Origin of the sequence: Burkholderia sp. BCC1988, from assembly GCF_905339895.1 — a bacterium.
Lineage (GTDB): Bacteria > Pseudomonadota > Gammaproteobacteria > Burkholderiales > Burkholderiaceae > Burkholderia.
This window is the reverse complement of record NZ_CAJPHA010000005.1, coordinates 51,762-71,082: the sequence shown is the minus strand read 5'-3', so window position 1 is coordinate 71,082 and position 19,321 is coordinate 51,762. Positions and strand designations below refer to the sequence as shown.

At 66.2% G+C, this 19,321-nt stretch carries 17 protein-coding genes; 7 read left to right on the top strand and 10 right to left on the bottom strand.

Annotated features, from left to right (window positions below; all coding sequences use genetic code 11):
• Nucleotides 1-66 precede the first annotated feature (66 nt).
• Both U4012_RS08620 and U4012_RS08615 read right to left on the bottom strand, forming a co-directional pair.
• Nucleotides 67-543 (bottom strand): DUF523 domain-containing protein, encoded by a 477-nt coding sequence (locus U4012_RS08620; protein ID WP_415750369.1) that lies wholly within the window; start codon nt 541-543, stop codon nt 67-69.
• Nucleotides 544-657: 114 nt separating this feature from the next.
• Complete coding sequence (locus tag U4012_RS08615; RefSeq protein WP_321797734.1) at nt 658-1,218, bottom strand: GNAT family N-acetyltransferase; 561 nt, start codon at nt 1,216-1,218, stop codon at nt 658-660.
• 546 nt (nt 1,219-1,764) lie between these two features.
• Here U4012_RS08615 and U4012_RS08610 point away from each other — a divergent pair.
• Both U4012_RS08610 and U4012_RS08605 read left to right on the top strand, forming a co-directional pair.
• Nucleotides 1,765-3,309, top strand: a complete 1,545-nt coding sequence (locus tag U4012_RS08610) for a methyl-accepting chemotaxis protein (RefSeq protein ID WP_321797733.1) — start codon at nt 1,765-1,767, stop codon at nt 3,307-3,309.
• 420 nt (nt 3,310-3,729) lie between these two features.
• Nucleotides 3,730-5,274 carry a methyl-accepting chemotaxis protein gene (locus tag U4012_RS08605; RefSeq protein WP_321797732.1) on the top strand — a complete coding sequence of 515 codons (1,545 nt, stop codon included), beginning with the start codon at nt 3,730-3,732 and terminating at the stop codon, nt 5,272-5,274.
• 73 nt (nt 5,275-5,347) lie between these two features.
• Here the strand turns inward: U4012_RS08605 and U4012_RS08600 are convergent, their stop codons facing one another.
• The 3 genes from U4012_RS08600 to U4012_RS08590 all read right to left on the bottom strand — a co-directional run bounded on the left by U4012_RS08600 (nt 5,348) and on the right by U4012_RS08590 (nt 9,502).
• The gene (locus tag U4012_RS08600) at nt 5,348-6,292 is read right to left on the bottom strand and encodes a hypothetical protein (RefSeq protein WP_321797731.1); all 945 of its coding nucleotides are present in this window, start codon (nt 6,290-6,292) and stop codon (nt 5,348-5,350) included.
• 367 nt (nt 6,293-6,659) lie between these two features.
• Nucleotides 6,660-8,129, bottom strand: a complete 1,470-nt coding sequence (gabD, locus tag U4012_RS08595) for an NADP-dependent succinate-semialdehyde dehydrogenase (RefSeq protein ID WP_044845770.1) — start codon at nt 8,127-8,129, stop codon at nt 6,660-6,662.
• An 89-nt stretch (nt 8,130-8,218) separates the two neighbouring features.
• On the bottom strand, nt 8,219-9,502 hold the full coding sequence (locus tag U4012_RS08590; RefSeq protein ID WP_124486152.1) for a 4-aminobutyrate--2-oxoglutarate transaminase: 1,284 nt from the start codon (nt 9,500-9,502) through the stop codon (nt 8,219-8,221).
• A 126-nt stretch (nt 9,503-9,628) separates the two neighbouring features.
• Between U4012_RS08590 and U4012_RS08585 the strand changes: the two genes are divergently transcribed.
• Nucleotides 9,629-11,137, top strand: a complete 1,509-nt coding sequence (locus U4012_RS08585; protein ID WP_321797727.1) for a PLP-dependent aminotransferase family protein — start codon at nt 9,629-9,631, stop codon at nt 11,135-11,137.
• A 243-nt stretch (nt 11,138-11,380) separates the two neighbouring features.
• Here U4012_RS08585 and U4012_RS08580 read toward each other — a convergent pair whose 3' ends face one another.
• Nucleotides 11,381-12,217 carry a DMT family transporter gene (locus U4012_RS08580; RefSeq protein WP_321797725.1) on the bottom strand — a complete coding sequence of 279 codons (837 nt, stop codon included), beginning with the start codon at nt 12,215-12,217 and terminating at the stop codon, nt 11,381-11,383.
• Between the two features lie 105 nt (nt 12,218-12,322).
• Here U4012_RS08580 and selD point away from each other — a divergent pair, with 105 nt between their 5' ends.
• From selD to U4012_RS08565, 3 genes are all read left to right on the top strand, one after another.
• Complete coding sequence (gene selD, locus U4012_RS08575) at nt 12,323-13,387, top strand: selenide, water dikinase SelD (RefSeq protein WP_124520046.1); 1,065 nt, start codon at nt 12,323-12,325, stop codon at nt 13,385-13,387.
• 73 nt (nt 13,388-13,460) lie between these two features.
• Nucleotides 13,461-14,051 (top strand): LysE family translocator, encoded by a 591-nt coding sequence (locus tag U4012_RS08570; protein WP_044845767.1) that lies wholly within the window; start codon nt 13,461-13,463, stop codon nt 14,049-14,051.
• 245 nt (nt 14,052-14,296) lie between these two features.
• Nucleotides 14,297-15,376, top strand: coding sequence for a purine nucleoside permease (locus tag U4012_RS08565; RefSeq protein ID WP_321797722.1), 1,080 nt, complete (start codon nt 14,297-14,299; stop codon nt 15,374-15,376).
• Between the two features lie 112 nt (nt 15,377-15,488).
• On the opposite strand, the gene U4012_RS08560 is transcribed toward U4012_RS08565, so the two are convergent.
• The gene (locus tag U4012_RS08560; protein WP_321797720.1) at nt 15,489-16,247 is read right to left on the bottom strand and encodes a hypothetical protein; all 759 of its coding nucleotides are present in this window, start codon (nt 16,245-16,247) and stop codon (nt 15,489-15,491) included.
• Nucleotides 16,248-16,260: 13 nt separating this feature from the next.
• Nucleotides 16,261-16,872, bottom strand: a complete 612-nt coding sequence (locus U4012_RS08555; protein WP_321797718.1) for a M35 family metallo-endopeptidase — start codon at nt 16,870-16,872, stop codon at nt 16,261-16,263.
• Between the two features lie 336 nt (nt 16,873-17,208).
• Between U4012_RS08555 and U4012_RS35905 the strand changes: the two genes are divergently transcribed.
• Nucleotides 17,209-17,367, top strand: a complete 159-nt coding sequence (locus tag U4012_RS35905) for a hypothetical protein (protein WP_185702671.1) — start codon at nt 17,209-17,211, stop codon at nt 17,365-17,367.
• Between the two features lie 227 nt (nt 17,368-17,594).
• On the opposite strand, the gene U4012_RS08550 is transcribed toward U4012_RS35905, so the two are convergent.
• A complete protein-coding gene (locus U4012_RS08550; protein ID WP_321797716.1) occupies nt 17,595-17,891 on the bottom strand; it encodes a DUF4148 domain-containing protein in 297 nt (98 codons plus the stop codon).
• Between the two features lie 418 nt (nt 17,892-18,309).
• Complete coding sequence (gene ceoR, locus U4012_RS08545; RefSeq protein ID WP_044845764.1) at nt 18,310-19,314, bottom strand: putative multidrug efflux transcriptional regulator CeoR; 1,005 nt, start codon at nt 19,312-19,314, stop codon at nt 18,310-18,312.
• Nucleotides 19,315-19,321: the final 7 nt, after the last annotated feature.

Here is a 19,321-nt window from a genome sequence, read left to right as displayed (position 1 = left end):
CTTGGCCGTACCTTTCCGGACGATGTGGCCGGCACGAGAAGATCGTCGTGTCGGCCACATCGTCATTCAGCCTCGTGATAGCCGCGCGATGCGTGCCGCGAGCGCGTCGATCTTGGTGTCCGCGAACACCTCGATGCCATGCTGGCGCAGCAACGCCGCCGTCACACCGGCGCCGGCATGCCGCCGGCCCGCAAAACTCCCGTCGTAAATGAAGCTGCTTCCGCACGACGGACTTCCGTCCGCCAGGATCGCGAAGCGGCAGTCGTGCGCGCGTGCCAGCGCGAGCGCGGCGTGCGCGCCGTCGACGAACGGGGCCGTCACGTCGGTGCCGTGCACGTCGACGATGCGCGCGGCACCCGACAGCACGCGTTGCCCCGATTCGCCTTGCGCGATCTCGGCGGGCGGACGCGGCACGCTCAATCCCCCTGCCAGTTCCGGACACACGGGCACCAGGCGCCCTTCGCGCTGCCACCGTGCGAGCGTTTCATGCGCGGCGGTTTTCGCCGAGCCGTTGTAGCGGACGGGGTGGCCGAGCACGCACATGCTGACGAGGATCTTCGGCGTGACCGGCGGCTGCGGCGTGTTCTGCAATGTCGTTCTCCGTGCGGGCGGTGTCGGGCGCGCGGAAATGTTGCGCGCGGGTGGAGTTCGCGCGCGTCAGGCCGTCGGCGCTTCCAGATGGATGTCCTCCGGCTCGAGCGCGTACAACGCCGGGTCGGGCGATGCGCTGACGGTGAAGCCGAGGCGCAGGTAGAAGTCGATCGTGCGCTGTGACGGCGTCGCGGACACGTAGAGCCGTGCGGCGCCCATCGTCCGTGCCTGCGCGCGGGCCGCGCGATAGAGATGCTCGCCGAGCCCGCAACCGCGCCAGTCCCGGCTCACGTGCAGGAACTTCAGCTGAAGCATGTCGCGTCGCGGGCCGAGCGGATCGGCGTCCACGATGACCGCCGCGACCAGCTGCGCGCCGTCGAACATGCCGAGACACCAGCCGCCGCGATCGTGGCAGTCGAGCAGGATCGGCGTGTAGTGCTCGGCTTCGCCGTCGGGCCAGCCGCGCACGTCGTAGAAGTCGGGGACGAGCTGCAGTTCGCCGTCGCGCAGCGCGTACAGATGATGAATGATCTCGCGCCGGTCGATGGTCCAGACGAGCGGCAGTTCGTCGCGGGTGAGCAGGCGTGCCGAGAGTGCGTCGCGTTCGGTGGCGGTGCGGCGTGTCATGCGGTGGTCCGGTGTGCAGCGCGTTGCGTGTGGTTGGGTGGGTGCGGCCGCGTGCCTGCTGCGGCGCCGCGCATGTCGTGCATGTCGTGCGTTTGCGGAATGCGCATCGTGTCGCGATCGCGGAAAAGCGCGGCCTGATCGTGTCTATCGCCGTCATGCGCAGGCCGTGCCGTATTCCGGGGCGGCCGATTCAATTGCAGCCGGGATTTTTTCATCGAGTTCAAATGCCGGTCGAATGGAGCAGACCAGGCAGAGTCGTTTCGCTGCGCGCAACGGCTGCGTAGATTGGCTCGTTGCGCGAGGTTATTCCATAAATCATCGGTTCTCTTCCGCAAAGCGTCGGACGTGATTATCGCCGGATGACTTGATCGAAATCATGCAGTTGACCGAATTCGATCTTTCATGCGCTTCCGGATTAAGGTTTTTCCGGAGGGTGCCGACAGCAAGGACGAGACCGTCGTAAAGCGATAAACCGTTTTTCGGCTACTGAGCGTGATTTTCGCGCTGCGCGGATCCTGCAGCCGGATCCGCCTTTCGGAGCCCTGCATGCGCAACAACCAGCCTGTCACCCAACAAGAATTCGAATTTCCCGACGACGTCACGCTGATGTCGACCACCGATGCGGACAGCATCATCACATACGCGAATACGACGTTCGCGCACGTGAGCGGCTTCTCGACCGACGAACTCGTCGGCGAGCCCCACAACGTCGTGCGGCACCCGGACATGCCGAAAGAGGCGTTCGCCGACATGTGGGCGACGCTGAAGAACGGCGAACCGTGGACCGCGCTCGTGAAGAACCGCCGCAGGAACGGCGATCACTACTGGGTGCGCGCGAACGCGGTGCCGGTGATGCGCGACGGGCAGCCGACGGGCTACATGTCGGTGCGCACCAGCGCGCCGCGCGACGAGATCGCGGCGGCCGACGCGCTGTACCGCGCGTTCCGCGAAGGCAAGGCCGGCCAGCGCCGTTTCCACAAGGGATTGGTCATCCGAACCGGGCTGCTGCGCATCGCGTCGCTGCCGCAGACGATGTCGGTGCGCGCGCGCGTTCATTCGGCGCTGTGCGTGCTGGCGCCGGCCGTCGTCGGCGCGGGGTGGGCGTGCGGGCTGACCGGCGGCGGGCTCGCGGCGTTTGCCGGTGCGGCGGTCGGTGTGGCGGTGGCGGCCGGCCTGTGGCTCGACGCGCAGATCGTGCGTCCGCTGAAGCGGCTGCACGACCAGGCGCTGAATGTCGCGACCGGCGCAAGCCGCCGCGGCGTGCGGATGAACCGCGTCGACGAGATCGGCATGACGTTGCGTACGATCAACCAGCTCGGGCTGATGTTCCGCTGGCTCGTCGACGACGTCAGCGAGCAGGTGCACAACGTGCAACGCGCGAGCAACGAGATCGCGCAAGGCAACAACGACCTGAGTGCGCGCACCGAACAGGCCGCGTCGAGCGTGCAGGAGACTGCGGCGTCGATGGCCGAGATGACGGCCACCGTCGACAGCAATGCGGAGACCGCACTGCAAGCGAACCGGCTCGCCGTGTCCGCGAGCGAGGCGGCCGAGCGCGGCGGGCAGGCGGTGAGCGAAGTCGTCACGACGATGAACGACATTACCGACAGCTCGCGCAGGATCGCCGACATCATCGGCGTGATCGACGGCATCGCGTTCCAGACCAACATCCTCGCGCTGAATGCGGCGGTCGAGGCGGCGCGCGCGGGCGAACAGGGGCGCGGTTTCGCGGTGGTCGCCGGCGAGGTGCGGGCGCTCGCGCAGCGCAGCGCGAACGCGGCGAAGGAAATCAAGACACTGATCGGCGCGAGCGTCGAGCGGGTCGAGTCGGGGGCGCGGCGGGTCGACGATGCAGGCAGGACGATGGAGGACATCGTCACGCAGGTGAAGCGCGTGTCGGACCTGATCGCGGAAATCAGCTCGTCGACGGCCGAGCAGAGCACCGGGGTCGCGCAGGTTGATCAGGCGGTCGTGCATCTGGACAACATCACGCAGCAGAACGCGGCGCTGGTCGAGCAGAGCGCGGCGGCATCGGAAAGCCTGAAGCAGCAGGCGACGCGGCTTGTGGACGCGGTGAACGTGTTTCGGTGATCGTCGGGCGCGCGCGCCAGCGCGCTCCCGCCACTGCGAGGCAACGCGAAGCAAATCAGGGCAAGGCGGCGAAATCCCCGATTTTCGTTTCGATTTACATGAATTAAACGAGAGAGATTCGCATTCTCGATTCCGGATCGACTCGTGAATCCCGTCGGAACAAGCGCCGGAATGGTCAGATGATTGCTGGCGCAAGTATTTGATAAAGCTGAATTTTATTTACATATAAACAAAATGTTCGGCTGAATCAAGATGATGCGAAATTCATGCATATTTACCCGAAGCCGGCATAATGTTTTCGCCGGATTTGCCGAAAGCGCAGGAGTCTGATCGAACGCATGCGGGACGACCGCGATGCGGACGGTCTCGGTTCAATCCACAAGCGGACGCAAAGATCCGCAACCCGGGAACTCCAACACCATGCGCAATAACCAGCCTGTCACGCAACGCGAATTCGATTTTCCCGACGGCGCGACGCTGATGTCGACCACCGACGCGGACAGTTACATCAGGTACGCGAATGCCGCGTTCATTCAGGTCAGCGGATTTTCCCCCGAGGAGATCGAAGGTCAGCCGCACAACGTCGTGCGGCACCCGGACATGCCGAAGGAGGCGTTCGCCGACATGTGGGCGACGCTGAAGAACGGCGAACCGTGGACCGCGCTCGTGAAGAATCGTCGCAAGAACGGCGATCATTACTGGGTCCGTTCGAATACGGTGCCGGTGATGCGCAACGGGCAGCCGACGGGTTACATGTCGGTGCGCACCAAGGCGTCGCGCGACGAGATCGCGGCGGCCGACGCGCTGTACCGCGCTTTCCGCGAAGGCAAGGCCGGCAACCGCCGTTTCCACAAGGGGCTGATCGTCCGTACCGGGCTGATGTGTGTCGCGTCTCTGTTTCAGACGATGTCGGTGCGTGCGCGCGTTCATTCGACCCTGTGCGTGCTGGCGCCGGCCGTCGTCGGCGCGGGGTGGGCGTGCGGGCTGACCGGCGGCGGGCTCGCGGCGTTTGCCGGTGCGGCGGCCGGTGTGGCGGTGGCGGCCGGACTGTGGCTCGACGCGCAGATCGTGCGTCCGCTGATTCAGTTGCGCGACCAGGCGTTGCGCGTCGCGACCGGCGAGAGCCGCACCGGCGTGGCGATGAACCGCGTCGACGAGATCGGCATGACGTTGCGCACGATCAACCAGCTCGGGCTGATGTTCCGCTGGCTCGTCGACGACGTCAGCGAGCAGGTGCACAACGTGCAACGCGCGAGCAACGAGATCGCGCAAGGCAACAACGACCTGAGCGCGCGCACCGAACAGGCGTCGACCAGCGTGCAGCAGACGGCTGCGTCGATGGCCGAGATGACGGCCACCGTATCGAGCAACGCGGAGACGGCGTTGCAGGCGAACCAGTTGTCGGTTTCGGCGAGCGAGGCGGCCGAGCGCGGCGGACGGGCGGTGAGCGAAGTCGTCACGACGATGAGCGACATCACGGCGAGTTCGCACAAGATTTCCGACATCATCGGCGTGATCGACGGCATCGCGTTCCAGACCAACATCCTCGCGCTGAACGCGGCGGTCGAGGCGGCGCGCGCGGGCGATCAGGGACGCGGCTTCGCGGTGGTCGCCGGCGAGGTGCGGGCGCTCGCGCAGCGCAGCGCGAACGCGGCGAAGGAAATCAAGACACTGATCGGCGCGAGTGTCGAGCGGGTCGAGTCGGGCGCACGGATCGTCGACGGCGCGGGCAAGACGATGGAGGACATCGTCACGCAGGTGAAACGCGTGTCGGACCTGATCGCGGAAATCAGCTCGTCGACGGCCGAGCAGAGCACCGGGGTCGCGCAGGTCGACCAGGCGGTCGTGCATCTTGACAACATCACGCAGCAGAACGCGGCGCTGGTCGAGCAGAGCGCGGCGGCGTCGGAAAGCCTGAAGCAGCAGGCGACGCGGCTCGTGGATGCGGTGAACGTGTTTCGTTGAAGGCGGGCAAGGCAGGTGACGCGGGCACGGCGGAGAGGGGCGGCCCGCGCGTCACTTCCACGGGTGGCGCAGATCAAATCAGTGCCGGTTGCAACGGCGCACGGTGCTCGCGAACCTTGACGATCCGGTATTCGTTGCGAAGCCCGTCGTCGGTGACGATCTGCGTCTGACGCAGATCGACGACCAGCACGTCGCCCTTTCCGAAGCGCTCGCCGGCATCGATCTTCGCGATGAACCGTTCGTCGTCCAGCGACGCATAGAACGCGGACGTGCCGTCGTGCACGCGCCATTTGTTGCCGTCCTTGAACACGACGGATTCGAGCTTCAGCATCTTGAGTGCGATCGTGTCGGTGACGATTTCGCCGGGATCGTCGCTGCTCGCGAACGTACCGAGTTCGTCGCGTTCGATCGAGAGTTCGACGATGTCGTCGCGGACGATGCCGAAGCTGTCGATGCCGTCATGTTCGAGCGGCGAGAGCATTTTCTGCAGGTTGACGCGAACGGCCCGGTTCCGATACAGCCGGACGATGGGTTCATCGACGACGAAGCATTCCTGCTCCGACATCCAGATCCTGACATGCGCTCCGTCCGGCTCGGTGCGATGCGGTTTGCGCCCGCGCAGCGTGCGAATGAGGCCGATCAGCCCGCCGCCACCGATGATCCCCAATGCGGCGAGGATTGCCAGTGCGTTGCTGAACGCATTGGCGTTCGGCCCGGCGAACAGGTCGCGGATCTGGCTCGCGAGCGACTGGACGAAGATCAGCTCTGCATGGAACGAGCCGGACTTGAAGCCGCCCCTGACCTCGAGACGAACCTCGGAGTGGTCGCCATTGAGTTCCTTGTTGGCGGACGAGAACAGGTCGGCGATCGCGAGCAGCACCGGTGCGAGGTCACGCACGTCCATCCGGTGCTCGCCGAGCGCGGGCCCGTCATAGATGACATTGAACGGCTGGTGATTGCTCGGGCCGCCGCGCTTTTCCTCGGGCGGGTACGTACGACGATCGGCTGCGACGCTCATGTGCGGGCTCCCTTCGTGCGGGGCGCGATGCCGGGACGGGTGCGAGGACGCGCGACGAGGGCGCGGTGCGCGGGGGATACGCTGGTCGGGCGGATGGAGGAACTGTTCATGCGCAGGCAAACCGGATCGAGGTGGAACGCTCAATCTAGCGGCTGGCAGCGGAACGAGAAATCAGACTTGAACGAAATTGCCGAACGGCATGACGTTTGGCCGATGCGGCATCGACGTCGCGCACGGAACGCGTGCCGACATCGCGCACGGCAAGGTGACGCGGGCACGGCGGAGAGGAGGTACCGGCCCGCGTCGTGACCGCCCGGTTCCGGCCGGGCGGTCAGGGCCTGTCGCCGAAGCGCCAGGCCCCGAACCGTCAGACGGCGAGGCAGAGGTACTTGATCACGACGTAGTCGTCGATGCCGTAGTGCGAGCCTTCACGGCCGAGGCCCGACTGCTTGACGCCGCCGAACGGCGCGACTTCGTTCGAGATCAGGCCCGTGTTCACGCCGACCATCCCGTACTCGAGCGCTTCGGCGACCTTCCACACGCGGCCGATGTCGCGGCTGTAGAAGTACGCGGCGAGACCGAACTCGGTGTCGTTCGCGAGGCGGATCACCTCGTCGTCGCTGCCGAACTTGAACAGCGGCGCGAGCGGCCCGAACGTCTCTTCCTTCGCGACCTTCATCGCCGGCGTGACACCCGTCAGCACGGTCGGCTCGAAGAAGCCGTGGCCGAGCGCGTGGCGCTTGCCGCCCGTCACGACGGTCGCACCCTTCGCGAGCGCGTCCTCGATGTGCGCCTCGACCTTCAGCACGGCCGCTTCGTTGATCAGCGGACCTTGCGTGACGCCCGGCTCCGTGCCGCGGCCGACCTTCAGCTGGCCGACCGCTGCCGCGAGCTTCTGCGCGAACTGGTCGTACACGGCTTCGTGCACGTAGAAGCGGTTCGTGCACACGCACGTCTGGCCACTGTTGCGGTACTTCGATGCGATCGCGCCCTGCACGGCGGCATCGAGATCGGCGTCGTCGAACACGATGAACGGTGCGTTGCCGCCGAGTTCCAGCGACACCTTCTTGACCGTCGCCGCGCATTGCGACATCAGCAGGCGGCCGACCGGCGTCGAGCCGGTGAACGACAGCTTGCGCACGATCGGGTTCGACGTCAGCTCGCCGCCGATCGCCTTCGGGTCGCCGGTGACGACGCTGAACACGCCGGCCGGCACGCCCGCGCGTTCGGCCAGCACGGCCATCGCGAGGGCCGAGAACGGCGTCGCTTCAGCCGGCTTCACGACGATCGGGCAGCCTGCCGCGAGCGCCGGGCCGACCTTGCGGGTGATCATCGCCGCCGGGAAATTCCACGGCGTGATCGCCGCGCACACGCCGATCGCTTCCTTCGTCACGACGATGCGCTTGTCGCTCGCCGGCGTCGGGATCGTGTCGCCGTACACGCGCTTGCCTTCCTCCGCGAACCACTCGAGGAACGAGGCTGCGTAGCCGATCTCGCCCTTCGCCTCGGCGAGCGACTTGCCCTGCTCGGTGGTCAGGATCAGCGCGAGGTCGTCGGCGTTTTCCATCATCAGGTCGTGCCACTTGCGCAGGATCGCCGCGCGCTCCTTCGCGGTCTTCTTGCGCCATGCCGGCCATGCGGCGTTCGCGGCCTCGATTGCGTGGCGCGTCTCGGCCGTGCCCATCGCCGGCACGGTGCCGAGCAGGCCGCCGGTTGCCGGGTTGCGGACCTCGAACGACTCGCCGTTCGCCGCGCCTTGCCATTCGCCGTTGACATACGCCTGCTGGCGGAACAGCGACGGATCTTTCAGTGCCAGGGTTTCCTGAACGGTGCTCATATGAATCGCCTGCCTTGAAAATGACGGATAAAAAGGCCGCCGCCGTCCTGACGACGGCGGCGGCGCATTCAGTTGACGTGGACGGAAACTCAGGCCGGCACGCCGACCGTTTCCTTCAGCACTTCCTCGAGGATCACGAGCGCTTCGTCGAACACGGCCTGCGGGATCGTCAGCGGGAACAGGAAGCGCACGACGTTCGAGTAGACGCCGCACACGAGCAGCAGCAGCCCGCGCTCGAGCGCGCGCGTCTGCACGCGCTTCGTGAATTCCGCGTCCGGCTCGCCCGAACCCGGCTTCAGGAACTCGACCGCGATCATCGCGCCCGGGCCGCGCACGTCGGCGATCTGCGGCACGTCGGCCTGCAGCGAATTCAGCTTCGCCTTCAGCACGTCGCCGAGTTGCGTCGCACGTTCGCACAGCTTCTCTTCGTCGATGATCTCGAGCACCGCGTGCGCCGACGCGACGGCCAGCGGGTTGCCCGCGTAGGTGCCGCCGAGGCCGCCGGGAGCCGCTGCGTCCATCACGTCCGCACGGCCGACGACGCCCGACAGCGGCATGCCGCCCGCGAGGCTCTTCGCCATCGTGATCAGGTCGGCCAGCACGTCGTAGTGCTGCATCGCGAACAGCTTGCCGGTACGCGCGAAGCCCGTTTGCACTTCGTCGGCGATCAGCAGGATGCCGTGCTCGTTACAGATCTTGCGCAGCGCGCGCACGAACTCGGCCGGCGCCGGGTTGAAGCCGCCTTCGCCCTGGACCGGTTCGAAGATGATCGCGGCGACGCGCTTCGGATCGATGTCGGCCTTGAACAGCATCTCGATCGCCTTGATCGAGTCGGCCGTCGTCACGCCGTGCAGCGCGTTCGGGTACGGCGCGTGGAACACGTCGCCCGGGAACGGGCCGAAGTTCAGCTTGTACGGGGCGACCTTGCCGGTCAGCGCCATGCCCATCATCGTGCGGCCGTGGAAGCCGCCCGAGAACGCGATCACGCCCGGACGGCCGGTCGCGGCGCGCGCGATCTTGATCGCGTTTTCGACGGCTTCGGCGCCGGTCGTGAAGAACGCGGTCTTCTTCGGGAAGTCGCCCGGCGCGCGTTCGTTGATCTTTTCCGCCAGCTCGACGTACGACGCGTACGGGACGATCTGGTAAGCGGTGTGCGTGAAGCTGTTCAGTTGATCCGCGATCGCCTTGACGATCTTCGGGTGGCGGTGGCCCGTGTTCAGCACCGCGATGCCGGCGGCGAAATCGATGAAGCGGCGGCCTTCGACATCCCACAGCTCCGCGTTCTCGGCGCGGGCTGCGTAGAAATCGCACATCACGCCGACGCCGCGCGGGGTGGCGGCGTTCTTGCGGGCCTGCAGGTCGGCATTCTTCACGGTCATCTCCTTGATGTTCTGTCCGGTGGGATAAAAATCGGCCGCATTGGCAGCCCATGGAGGCGACTATAATCACATTTGGCTCTGGCAATCAGAGCCATTTCAATAAATATTCAGGAGCCAATCATGCGCGCAAGCGTGTTGTCGGACTGGCTGGCGCAGCGCCTCGTGCGCGGCGGCGAACAGCCGATCTACCGGCAGCTGCACCGGCTGCTGCAGCAGGCGATCCTGTCGCGCGAACTGCCGGCCGGCACGCGCGTGCCGTCGTCGCGGCTGCTGGCGGCCGAGCTCGGGATCGCCCGCAACACGGTCACGCAGGTTTACGAACAGCTTGCGCTCGAAGGTTATGTGAACTCGGCGACGGGGCGCGGCACGTTCGTCGCCGACAGCGCGCCGGACGAGATCGTCGGCGCGTCGCCCGACCCGGCCGCCGGCCCGGCGGCGGCGCCATCGTCCGCGCGGCGGCTGTCCGCGCGCGGCACGCGGCTCGTCGAGGGCGCGGGCGTGTCGAAGCGCCAGGGCGGCGCGTTCATGCCCGGCGTGCCCGATGTGTCGCGCTTTCCGGCGCGCGTGTGGACACGGCTGCACAACAAGTACTGGCGGAGATTGCGCCCCGATTTGCTCACCTACGCGCCGGGCGGCGGGCTCGCGCTGCTGCGCGAGGCGCTGGCCGACTACCTGCGCACGTCGCGTTCGGTGCGCTGCACGCCCGAGCAGATCGTGATCACGACCGGGATCCACCAGTCGATCGACCTCGCGGTGCGGCTCCTGACCGATCCGGGCGACGCGATCTGGACCGAGGATCCGTGCTACTGGGGCGTGCGCAGCGTGCTGAACGTGTCGGGGCTGACCACGCGGCCGATTCCGGTCGACGACGAAGGGATCGCGCCGTCGGCCGCCGATCTCGCCGAACCGCCGAAGCTGATGCTCGTCACGCCGTCGCACCAGTATCCGCTCGGGATGGTGATGAGCCTCGCGCGGCGCCGGATGCTGCTCGAATACGCGCGTCAGCACGGCTGCTGGATCATCGAGGACGACTACGACAGCGAATTCCGCTACGGCAGCCGGCCGCTCGCGTCGCTGCAGGGGCTCGATACGGCCGGGCAGGTGATCTACGTCGGCAGTTTCGGCAAGACGCTGTTTCCGGGGCTGCGGGTCGGCTATCTGGTCGCGCCGGAGCCGCTCGCGGAGAGCTTCGCGACCGCGAGCGCCGAGCTGTATCGCGAAGGGCAGCTGCTGCAGCAGGCGGTGCTCGCCGAGTTCATCGCGGAAGGGCACTTCGTGTCGCATATCCGCAAGATGCGCACGCTGTACGGGCAGCGCCGCGAGGTGCTGCTCGATGCGGTCGCGCGCCGCTACGGCGACACGCTGCAGGCACTCGGCAGCGATGCGGGGCTGCATCTCGTCACGCGGCTGCCGGACGGGGTCGACGATCGCGCGGTCGCGCAGGCCGCGCTCGAACGCAATATCGTCGTGCGGCCGCTGTCCGGTTACTACGCGGAGCGCGAGCGCGCGGCGTCGGGGTTGCTGCTCGGCTATGCGTGCGTGCCGGAGGACGAGATCGCGACGGCGTTCGCGACGCTGGCCGAGGCGATCGACGAGCGGGCGTTCGACGGGATGATTGCGGCGGCTTGACGTGTGCGGCAGTTGAGGTGACGACCAACGCTCGAGACGGCAGAGCGCGATGCGAAAGTCACGTATGAGAGGGAGTCGATATGGATCAGCGTTTTCAAGCAGGTTCAGGGCAATTGTCTCCGCGGTGCGGAGACAATTGCCTCGCCTGGAAAAACCTCGGCGGCAAGCACACAACGGCCCGACTGCCGAGTGCACCGGACCTGCCGTGACTGCCGGTCCTTCCTGAGGGCGTACGCACGCGCGTCAAAGCCGGATCAACGCCGCGCCCGCGACCACCAGCGCGCATGCTGCGAGCCGCTGCGCGCCGGGCCGCTCGCGCATCACGAACCAGCCGATCGCGACCGCGAAGATCGAGCTTGTCTCGCGCAGCGCCGATACCGTCGCGACCGGCAGATGCCGGTACGCGAGAATCACGATTCCATAGGCGGCGAGCGAGATCGTGCCGGCGATCGCGCCTTGCCGCAGCGACGCGCGCGAACCGAACACCACGCGCGGGCCGCCGCGCATCGCACACACCAGCACGAGCTGCGGCACGCTCCACAGCAGATAAACCCACGCGATATAGCCGAGCGCGCTGCCCGACACACGCGAGCCGATGCCGTCGCAGATCGAATACGCGGCGATGAACACGCCCGTGAGCAGTGCGTACGGCACGCCTTCGCTGGAGAACCGGAAGCCGCGCCGCAACGCGAGCGACATGATGCCGAACGACACGAGCGCAATGCCTGTGAAGCCGAACGGCGTCGGCCGCTCGTGCAGCATCGCGAGCGCCAGCACCGACACGAGCAGCGGCGAGATCCCGCGCGCGATCGGGTAGATCTGCCCAAACTCGCCGTTGCGGTATGCACGCGCCAGCGTGAAGCAGTACGCGACCTCGAGCACGGCCGACGCCGCGACATACGGCCACGCGGCGGGCGCTGGCGCGGGCAGCAGTACGACGCCCGCAATGCCGAACGCGAGATACGGCAGCGACATCGTGCCGAGCTGGACGAGACGGTCTTCGCTCACGTGGAGGAAGGCATTCCAGATCGCGTGCAAGAGGGCGGAGCACAGCACGAGGCCGATGAACAGGTGATCCATGAATGAGCGAGCGGACGAGGGCGGGCGGCGTCAATTATGTGGGTGCCGGGCGCGCTCGCGCGGAATTGTCGATAATAGAACGTTGTTATTCACCGGATGCCGACGATGACCGAAGCCCCCCTCACCCCGCCCGCCGTTCCGCGCCTCACGAGCCTGTCGCATGGCGGCGGCTGCGGCTGCAAGATCGCGCCGGGCGTGCTGTCCGAGCTGCTGAAGCGGGCGACGCCGCCCGCGCTGTTCCCGGACCTGCTGGTCGGCACCGAGACCTCCGACGACGCGGCCGTTTACCGGCTGAACGACGAGCAGGCGATCGTCGCGACGACCGACTTCTTCATGCCGATCGTCGACGATCCGTTCGACTTCGGCCGTATCGCTGCAACCAACGCGCTGTCCGACGTCTACGCGATGGGCGGCAAGCCGATTCTCGCGCTCGCGCTGGTCGGGATGCCGATCAACGTGCTGCCGCACGAGACGATCGCGGCCGTGTTGCGCGGCGGCGAATCGGTGTGCGCGGATGCCGGCATTCCGGTCGCGGGCGGCCATTCGATCGATTCGGTCGAGCCGATCTACGGGCTCGCGGCGATCGGCGTCGTGCATCCGTCGCGCGTTAAGCGCAATGCGGCCGCGCGCGCGGGTGACGTGCTCGTGCTCGGCAAGCCGCTCGGTGTCGGCGTGCTGTCGGCCGCGCTGAAGAAGAACCAGCTCGACGACGCGGGCTACGCGCAGATGGTGGCGACGACCACCAAGCTGAACCGGCCGGGTGCCGAACTCGCCGCGCTGCCGGGCGTGCATGCGCTGACCGACGTCACGGGCTTCGGGTTGCTCGGCCATACGCTCGAACTGGCGCGCGGCGCGAAGCTGACCGCACGCGTGCATTACGCATCGCTGCCGTGGCTGGCGGGCGTCGAGGCGTTCGTCGCCGACGGCGTGTTCACCGGCGCATCGGGCCGCAACTGGGCCGCATATGGCGCCGACGTGCGGCTCGCCGACGGGCTGCCGCCCGTCGCGCAGGCGCTGCTGACCGATCCGCAGACGTCCGGCGGCCTGCTGGTCGCGTGCGCGCCGGATGCCGTCGACGACGTGCTCGCGTGCTTCCGCGCCGACGGCTTCGACCGTGCGGCCGTGATCGGCGAGATGGTGGACGGGCCCGCGCGCGTCGACGTCGCCTGACGCGTTTTTTTTTCACGCTGGATCACTGTCGGTCGCTAGAATCGATGCCTTCCCTCGAAGGCTTCGACGACCGATGAACGATTTCCTGTTCGGGCTGATGATCGCGCTGTCGGTCGGGCCCGTCGCGCTGATGATCGCGAACTACGGGATGCGCGCCGGCACCGCGAGCGGCGTGCGCGCGGCAATGGGCGTGGCGTCGGCCGACGGCTGCTATGCGCTCGTCGCGTTCACCATCGGCGCGATGCTCGCGAGCACGCTCGCGTCGCACCTGCCGCTGTTCCGCTTCGTCGGCGCGCTCGTGTTGCTTGCAATGGGCGCACGCATGCTGTGGCGCGCGTTGCAGGATCGGCGCCGCACGCTGAACGGCGCCGCGCCGCCGCCGGGCGCGCGCCCGTTCACGTCGATGTTCTTCGTCACGCTCGCGAATCCGCTGACCATCCTGCTGTTCTATGGCTATGCCACCGCAGCGGCCGGTGCGCATCGGCACTGGCTGCTCGGTGCCGCGTGCGTGTTTGCCGGCAGTCTCGCCGGGCAACTCGTGTTCGCGTTCGGCGGCAGCGCAATCGGGCGCATCGTGAAGTCACCGCGATGGCTCGCCGCGAGTCATGTGGTGGCCGCACTGGTCGTGCTCGGTTATGGCGTTGCGGGGATGCTTCGCGTCTAGCGGCTCGAGCGCAGTCGTCGGTCACGATCATTGGCGGAAGATGTGGCGATTTCATATCGATCAACCGAGTAGCATTCCTGATTTTTTTGTCAGGCGGCATGCGAACCGGGCGTACAACAATCGCGAGACGAAACACCGCCCGCCGTTTCGTAGTCGGGTTCCGCATCGCACACGCGCGTTCTATACTCCCTCGCGCAGTCTCCGAGAGCCGTTCTCACCCAACATCACCGAAACAAGGAACGCCGATGCTGACTCGCTCCATCCTTTCCGCAGCTGCATTCTCGCTTGCCGCCTGTGCGACCGCGCCGTCGATTGCGCAGAACAACCAGGGCAACGATGCGGGCAACGCTGCATTCGCCGAGACCGGTGCACAGGGCCGCCCGGTCAAGGTCATGATCATCACGATGTTCGGTCCGGAAGGCCAGGCATGGCTCGACCGGCTCGGCCCGTGGCGCGACATCACCGTGCCCGGCCTGTCGCCCGACTATCCGGCCGTTCACTGCAACAAGCAGGACGTGTGCGTGGTGACGACCGGCATGGGCTATGCGAACGCGTCCGCGACGATCATGGCGCTCACGTTCTCGCAGCGCTTCGACCTGCGCCGCACGTACTTCCTCGTGTCGGGCATCGCGGGCGTCGACCCCGCGCAAGGCACGGTCGGTTCCGCCGCCTGGTCGAAATACCTGGTCGACTTCAGCCTGCAGTGGGAGCTCGATGCGCGCGAGATTCCGGCCGGCTGGAACACCGGCTTTCTCGGCATCAATACGAAGAGCCCGAACGACAAGCCGCCGCTCGACTACCGCACCGAAGTATTCCAGCTCAACCCGCAGCTGACCGATGCCGCGTATGCGCTGTCGCGCAACGTCGTGCTCGCCGACAGCGCGCAGGCCCAGGCCGTGCGCGCGAAGTTCACGTATGCGCCGGCGAACCGGCCGCCGACGGTGATCCAGTGCGACACGTCATCGGGCAATACGTGGTTCTCGGGCACGCTGATCGGCGAGCGCGCGCGCCAGTGGACCAAGATCCTCACCGACGGCAAGGGCACCTATTGCATGACCGCGCAGGAAGACAACGCGACGTATGAAGCGCTCAAGCGCGCGGCGAGCGTGAAGCGGGTCGACCTGTCGCGCGTCGCGGTGCTGCGCACGGGTTCCGATTTCGACCGGCCGTATGCAGGGCAGACGAGCGCGGACAATCTGCTGAACTATGCGGACCAGGGTGGTTTCGCCCCGGCGACCGAAAACCTGTACCGCGCGGGCAATCCGCTCGTTCAGGACATCGTCACGCACTGGGGCGAATGGCGCGACGGCGTGCCGCGCCGGTAAGGGGGTAGCGCCGCGCTGGAGTCACTCGATCAATCACGCGTGGCCGGGCTCCGGGCGAGTCGATATCGCCTGGAGCGACCGGATTGGGGCCCGCGGGACCGGCTGCGGAGGATCACGGGCCGGGGCGCGCGAGTTTGAGTTCGATGCGCGTATATTCCGGCCCCAATAGCTGCATGGGCGCAGTCTTACCGTGCTCGTCCGTCATGCCGATGTATTGCGTGGCACTGGTGCTGATCCGGTAGCAGGTATGCGTTAGCGGCCGGTGGTCTTGATTTCGCAAAAGCAAGGTCTGGTTGCGCGTGCGTGCGGTCCAGCGCTCCGTTGTCACGAAACGTGCCGACGTGGGTTCCCGACTGTCGCCGCATGAAAAGCGGCTCGAGTCGGGCTCGGGCCCCGGCATTTCGGGTGTCGGTGCATGACTGGCGACACCGGGCGTACCTGCCGAGTTGCAAAGACTCTGACAGCCCGCAGGCGGGCATTTCGGAACGAACTGGACCCAAAGCTGCTTCCTGTCATCGGGATCGAGCTTGCCGTTCCTGCGCGACACGATTCGCTCGTCGATGTAGATGTCGTCGGGCGACATTCCGAGTTGCACGAGAAACGATTTCATCTGCGCACCGCGTTGCCGCGCGAGTTGATCAGGGCGGCTTTCCCAATCGTAGGCCGTCGCGTCGATCGAGACCGCCGCCCCTTCGCGCGTCCATTCCCTGGCGGTCAGGTAGTGTCTGACGACGGAGAGTCTGTCGCTGTTGGCGATCTCGGTCGAATTCAGCGGCAGTTCCATGCTGTCGGTCAACAGGACCTTGCACGCATTGGCCTGTATCGGGAGTGACAGGAGGGCGCCGAATATGACGGGGAGGGCACGTCGCATGAGTTGCTCCGGTTCAACGTGCCAGAATGAACCACGCGATGTTGTCTGCATTACCGATCGCCATGCCCGGGTAGCGTTTCGCGAACTGGGCGCTGGCCCGTCGACCGTATGCCGCTGGATGGTCGCCCGCGTCGAAAGTGTCTGCGAAATGCGCGCATTCGTGAACGATGGTCAATTGCTGCGAGGAGAGGTTCCCGGCTGATCGCTCGGGTAGCGAGCAGAACGGGAGATTGATGGCGATTGTATGAGTTGCGGTGTCGGGGCGACAGACATGCGCGACCTCGGCGTCGAGATGTTTCATGTTTGGAAGACATCCTGTTGCGCGGTCGGCATCGGAACCGATGCGGACGAAATTTTCTGGCCCGAGACTGGCCATCACCCTGGCGAGGGCGTCGAGCCCCGAAGTAAGTCTGCGTCTTGTATCGCTATTTGCCGAACCGAACCACTCGATCACTCGTGCTTCCGTGGCCGGATTCCAGAGCATCAGTTCCCTGCGCCGTCGCAGTGTGATCTCGACTGCTTCGTCCCGCAATTCGAGCATCCGTTTCCTGAACGCCGCGTCCGTCATGTTCGGACAGATTGGTGGTCCATCGAGAGATACACCAGGCAGTGGCGATGTCGTCATAGGCACTCTCCATATGGATATCATTTGGAGTGCTGATGCTAAGTGCCTGAAGTAGGACCGAAGGTGTACCAGATTTCGGTCGATGCAACGAATGAGTATTGGGAAGTGTGAATGGAAGGTGGGAAAGACGGCGGGTTCTTGCGGCGAACAAGCGACCTTTCGCTGGCTCAACCGGCGTGATGATCTGGATTGAGCCCGCTGGACATGCAATATGCAGCCGATCGACCATCGACTACGACGGCAAGCGCGACCGGCAGACTAATCAGCTCGTGTCAATCGCTGTATGGGGCATGGATGCGACTTGGTCGCTGGATTGACCTTGGATAACGTCACCAATTGTGTCGCTACACTGGTGCAGTGACTACGGCACAAATATGCCGCAGTGGCCGACGCTTCGCCCCGGCGACCGAAAACCTCTACCGCGCGGGCAATCCGCTCGTTCAGGACATCGTCACGCACTGGGGCGAATGGCGCGACGGCGTGCCGCGCCGTTGACGGCCAGCGTCTTCAGCGAGAGATCGACGCGAAGTTCAATGCGCGTGCGGCGCGGAACGGAACGGCGTCCAGACGGGCGTCGTGTCGTCCCAATGATCGAGCGGCGAAGGAAGTTGATCGTTCATCACAGGCTCCTGCAACTAACTGACTAATCGGGTGTTCGATGGCGGTGTCTCGATGCCGCGCCGCGGATCATCCGCTGCGCGGCGTTGCGCGTTGTCCGATGCTCAACGGCCTGCGCCGGCGAGCTGGTTGCCTTCCGGTGTCGGGCGATACGGGCCTTGCGCGAGTTCGAGCCCTTGCGGATACGAATTCGCCTTGCGCAGCCAGGCCAGCGTGCCGTCGCGGCGGGCCTGCTCGACTTCCGCGCTGACTTCGGCACGCGTACGCGGGCCGTTGCTGTGCTGCGCGTACCACGACGTGTTCGCGTAGTCGCCGGCGTGCGGGGTGGTCGTATCGGCGAAGGCCGGTGCGGACACGGCGAGTGCGAGCGCGACGGCGGAGAGAAGATGGCGGCGGTTCATGACGTAACTCCTGTGTTGGTCGGAGTTGGCGCGTCGGCGCTTGCTCCGGTCCCGTCAAGCGGGATCTGTTCGATGCGCAACGAGGTGCGCGACAGGGTTTACTCTAGGGGGACGTTCAGGCGCGATAAATGCGGCTGACGCGAATTGAATTGTCGTGATGGTGGAACAATCGCGATCCGTACTGTCGGCAGGGTTACTCGAAAATCGCGCACAGCCGCCTGCAGCGGGGCTCCCGGCGATGTCGCGCGGCGCGCGCCGTCACGCACGCGGCCGATTGCCGTGCACGGCGCAAAGGTGTGATGCGGATTCAGGAAAGGCGCTGTGCGGGGCGGGGAAGGCGGCACGAACGTGACGCCGCGGCGGCGCGAAGGCAGGACGGCGCGCGGGCCGCACGGCCCGCGCACCGCGGTTCAGACGATTACGCGACCCACTCGTTGATGACCGGCGTGTCGAGCGCCGGTGCGCGCTCGGCTTCCTCAAACGTGCGCTTGCTGCACGTCGCGTCGAGGCTGCCCTTGCCGCTCAGCAGCGGGCAGCGGTCGAACACTTCGGCGATCCAGTCAACGAACACGCGTACCTTCGGCGACAGGTGCCGGCTGTGCGGATACACGACCGAGATCGGCATCGGCAGCGGCTTGAGGCCGGGCAGCACTTCCTTGAGCCGGCCGTCGCGCAGGTGCGGCAGCACCATGAACAGCGGCGGCTGGATCAGGCCGAAGCCTTCGAGCCCGCACGTCACGTACGCATCGGCATCGTTGACCGACACGATCGCGTTCATCTTGACCTCGACTTCCTTGCCGTCGGTCAGGAACGTCCAGTCGATCGTACGGCCCGTGCGGCTCGAGAAGTAGTTGACGGCCTTGTGGTCGTTCAGATCCTCGATCGTTCGCGGCTCGCCGAACTTCTCGAGATACGCGGGCGCAGCGACCGACACGCACTCGAACAATCCGACCCGGCGCGCAACCAGCGACGAATCCTGCAGCGCACCGACGCGGATCACGCAGTCGACGCCTTCCTGCAGCAGGTCGACCGGCCGGTCGGACAGGCCGAGCTGCAGGTCGATGTCCGGATAGCGCGTGTGGAATTCGCACAGCGACGGAATCACCAGCAGCCGCCCGATCGAGCCCGGCATGTCGATACGCAACTTTCCGTGCGGCTTGCGGTTGTTGTTCTGGAAGCTTGCTTCGGTTTCCTCGACATCGGCGAGGATCCGCACGCAGCGTTCGTAGTACGCGGCCCCGTCCGGCGTGAGCGACAGCCGGCGCGTGGTCCGGTGCATCAGCCGCACGCCGAGGAAGGCTTCGAGATTCTGGATGATCGTCGTGACGGACGCCCGCGGCAGGCTGAGCGACTCTGCTGCCTTGGTGAAGCTGCTTGTATCGACGACGCGAGTAAACACCTGCATGGCCTGAAGCCGGTCCATCACAACC

Bases quoted from the DNA above. Each gene is read 5' to 3' on its own strand.
- ceoR (WP_044845764.1), bottom strand. From the start codon at position 19,314: ATGGACCGGCTTCAGGCCATGCAGGTGTTTACTCGCGTCGTCGATACA.
- U4012_RS08580 (WP_321797725.1), bottom strand. From the start codon at position 12,217: ATGGATCACCTGTTCATCGGCCTCGTGCTGTGCTCCGCCCTCTTGCAC.
- gabD (WP_044845770.1), bottom strand. From the start codon at position 8,129: ATGAGCACCGTTCAGGAAACCCTGGCACTGAAAGATCCGTCGCTGTTC.
- U4012_RS08610 (WP_321797733.1), top strand. From the start codon at position 1,765: ATGCGCAACAACCAGCCTGTCACCCAACAAGAATTCGAATTTCCCGAC.
- U4012_RS08620 (WP_415750369.1), bottom strand. From the start codon at position 543: ATGTGCGTGCTCGGCCACCCCGTCCGCTACAACGGCTCGGCGAAAACC.
- U4012_RS08605 (WP_321797732.1), top strand. From the start codon at position 3,730: ATGCGCAATAACCAGCCTGTCACGCAACGCGAATTCGATTTTCCCGAC.
- selD (WP_124520046.1), top strand. From the start codon at position 12,323: ATGACCGAAGCCCCCCTCACCCCGCCCGCCGTTCCGCGCCTCACGAGC.
- U4012_RS08560 (WP_321797720.1), bottom strand. From the start codon at position 16,247: ATGCGACGTGCCCTCCCCGTCATATTCGGCGCCCTCCTGTCACTCCCG.
- U4012_RS08555 (WP_321797718.1), bottom strand. From the start codon at position 16,872: ATGACGACATCGCCACTGCCTGGTGTATCTCTCGATGGACCACCAATC.
- U4012_RS08550 (WP_321797716.1), bottom strand. From the start codon at position 17,891: ATGAACCGCCGCCATCTTCTCTCCGCCGTCGCGCTCGCACTCGCCGTG.
- U4012_RS08600 (WP_321797731.1), bottom strand. From the start codon at position 6,292: ATGAGCGTCGCAGCCGATCGTCGTACGTACCCGCCCGAGGAAAAGCGC.
- U4012_RS08585 (WP_321797727.1), top strand. From the start codon at position 9,629: ATGCGCGCAAGCGTGTTGTCGGACTGGCTGGCGCAGCGCCTCGTGCGC.
- U4012_RS08570 (WP_044845767.1), top strand. From the start codon at position 13,461: ATGAACGATTTCCTGTTCGGGCTGATGATCGCGCTGTCGGTCGGGCCC.
- U4012_RS08565 (WP_321797722.1), top strand. From the start codon at position 14,297: ATGCTGACTCGCTCCATCCTTTCCGCAGCTGCATTCTCGCTTGCCGCC.
- U4012_RS08615 (WP_321797734.1), bottom strand. From the start codon at position 1,218: ATGACACGCCGCACCGCCACCGAACGCGACGCACTCTCGGCACGCCTG.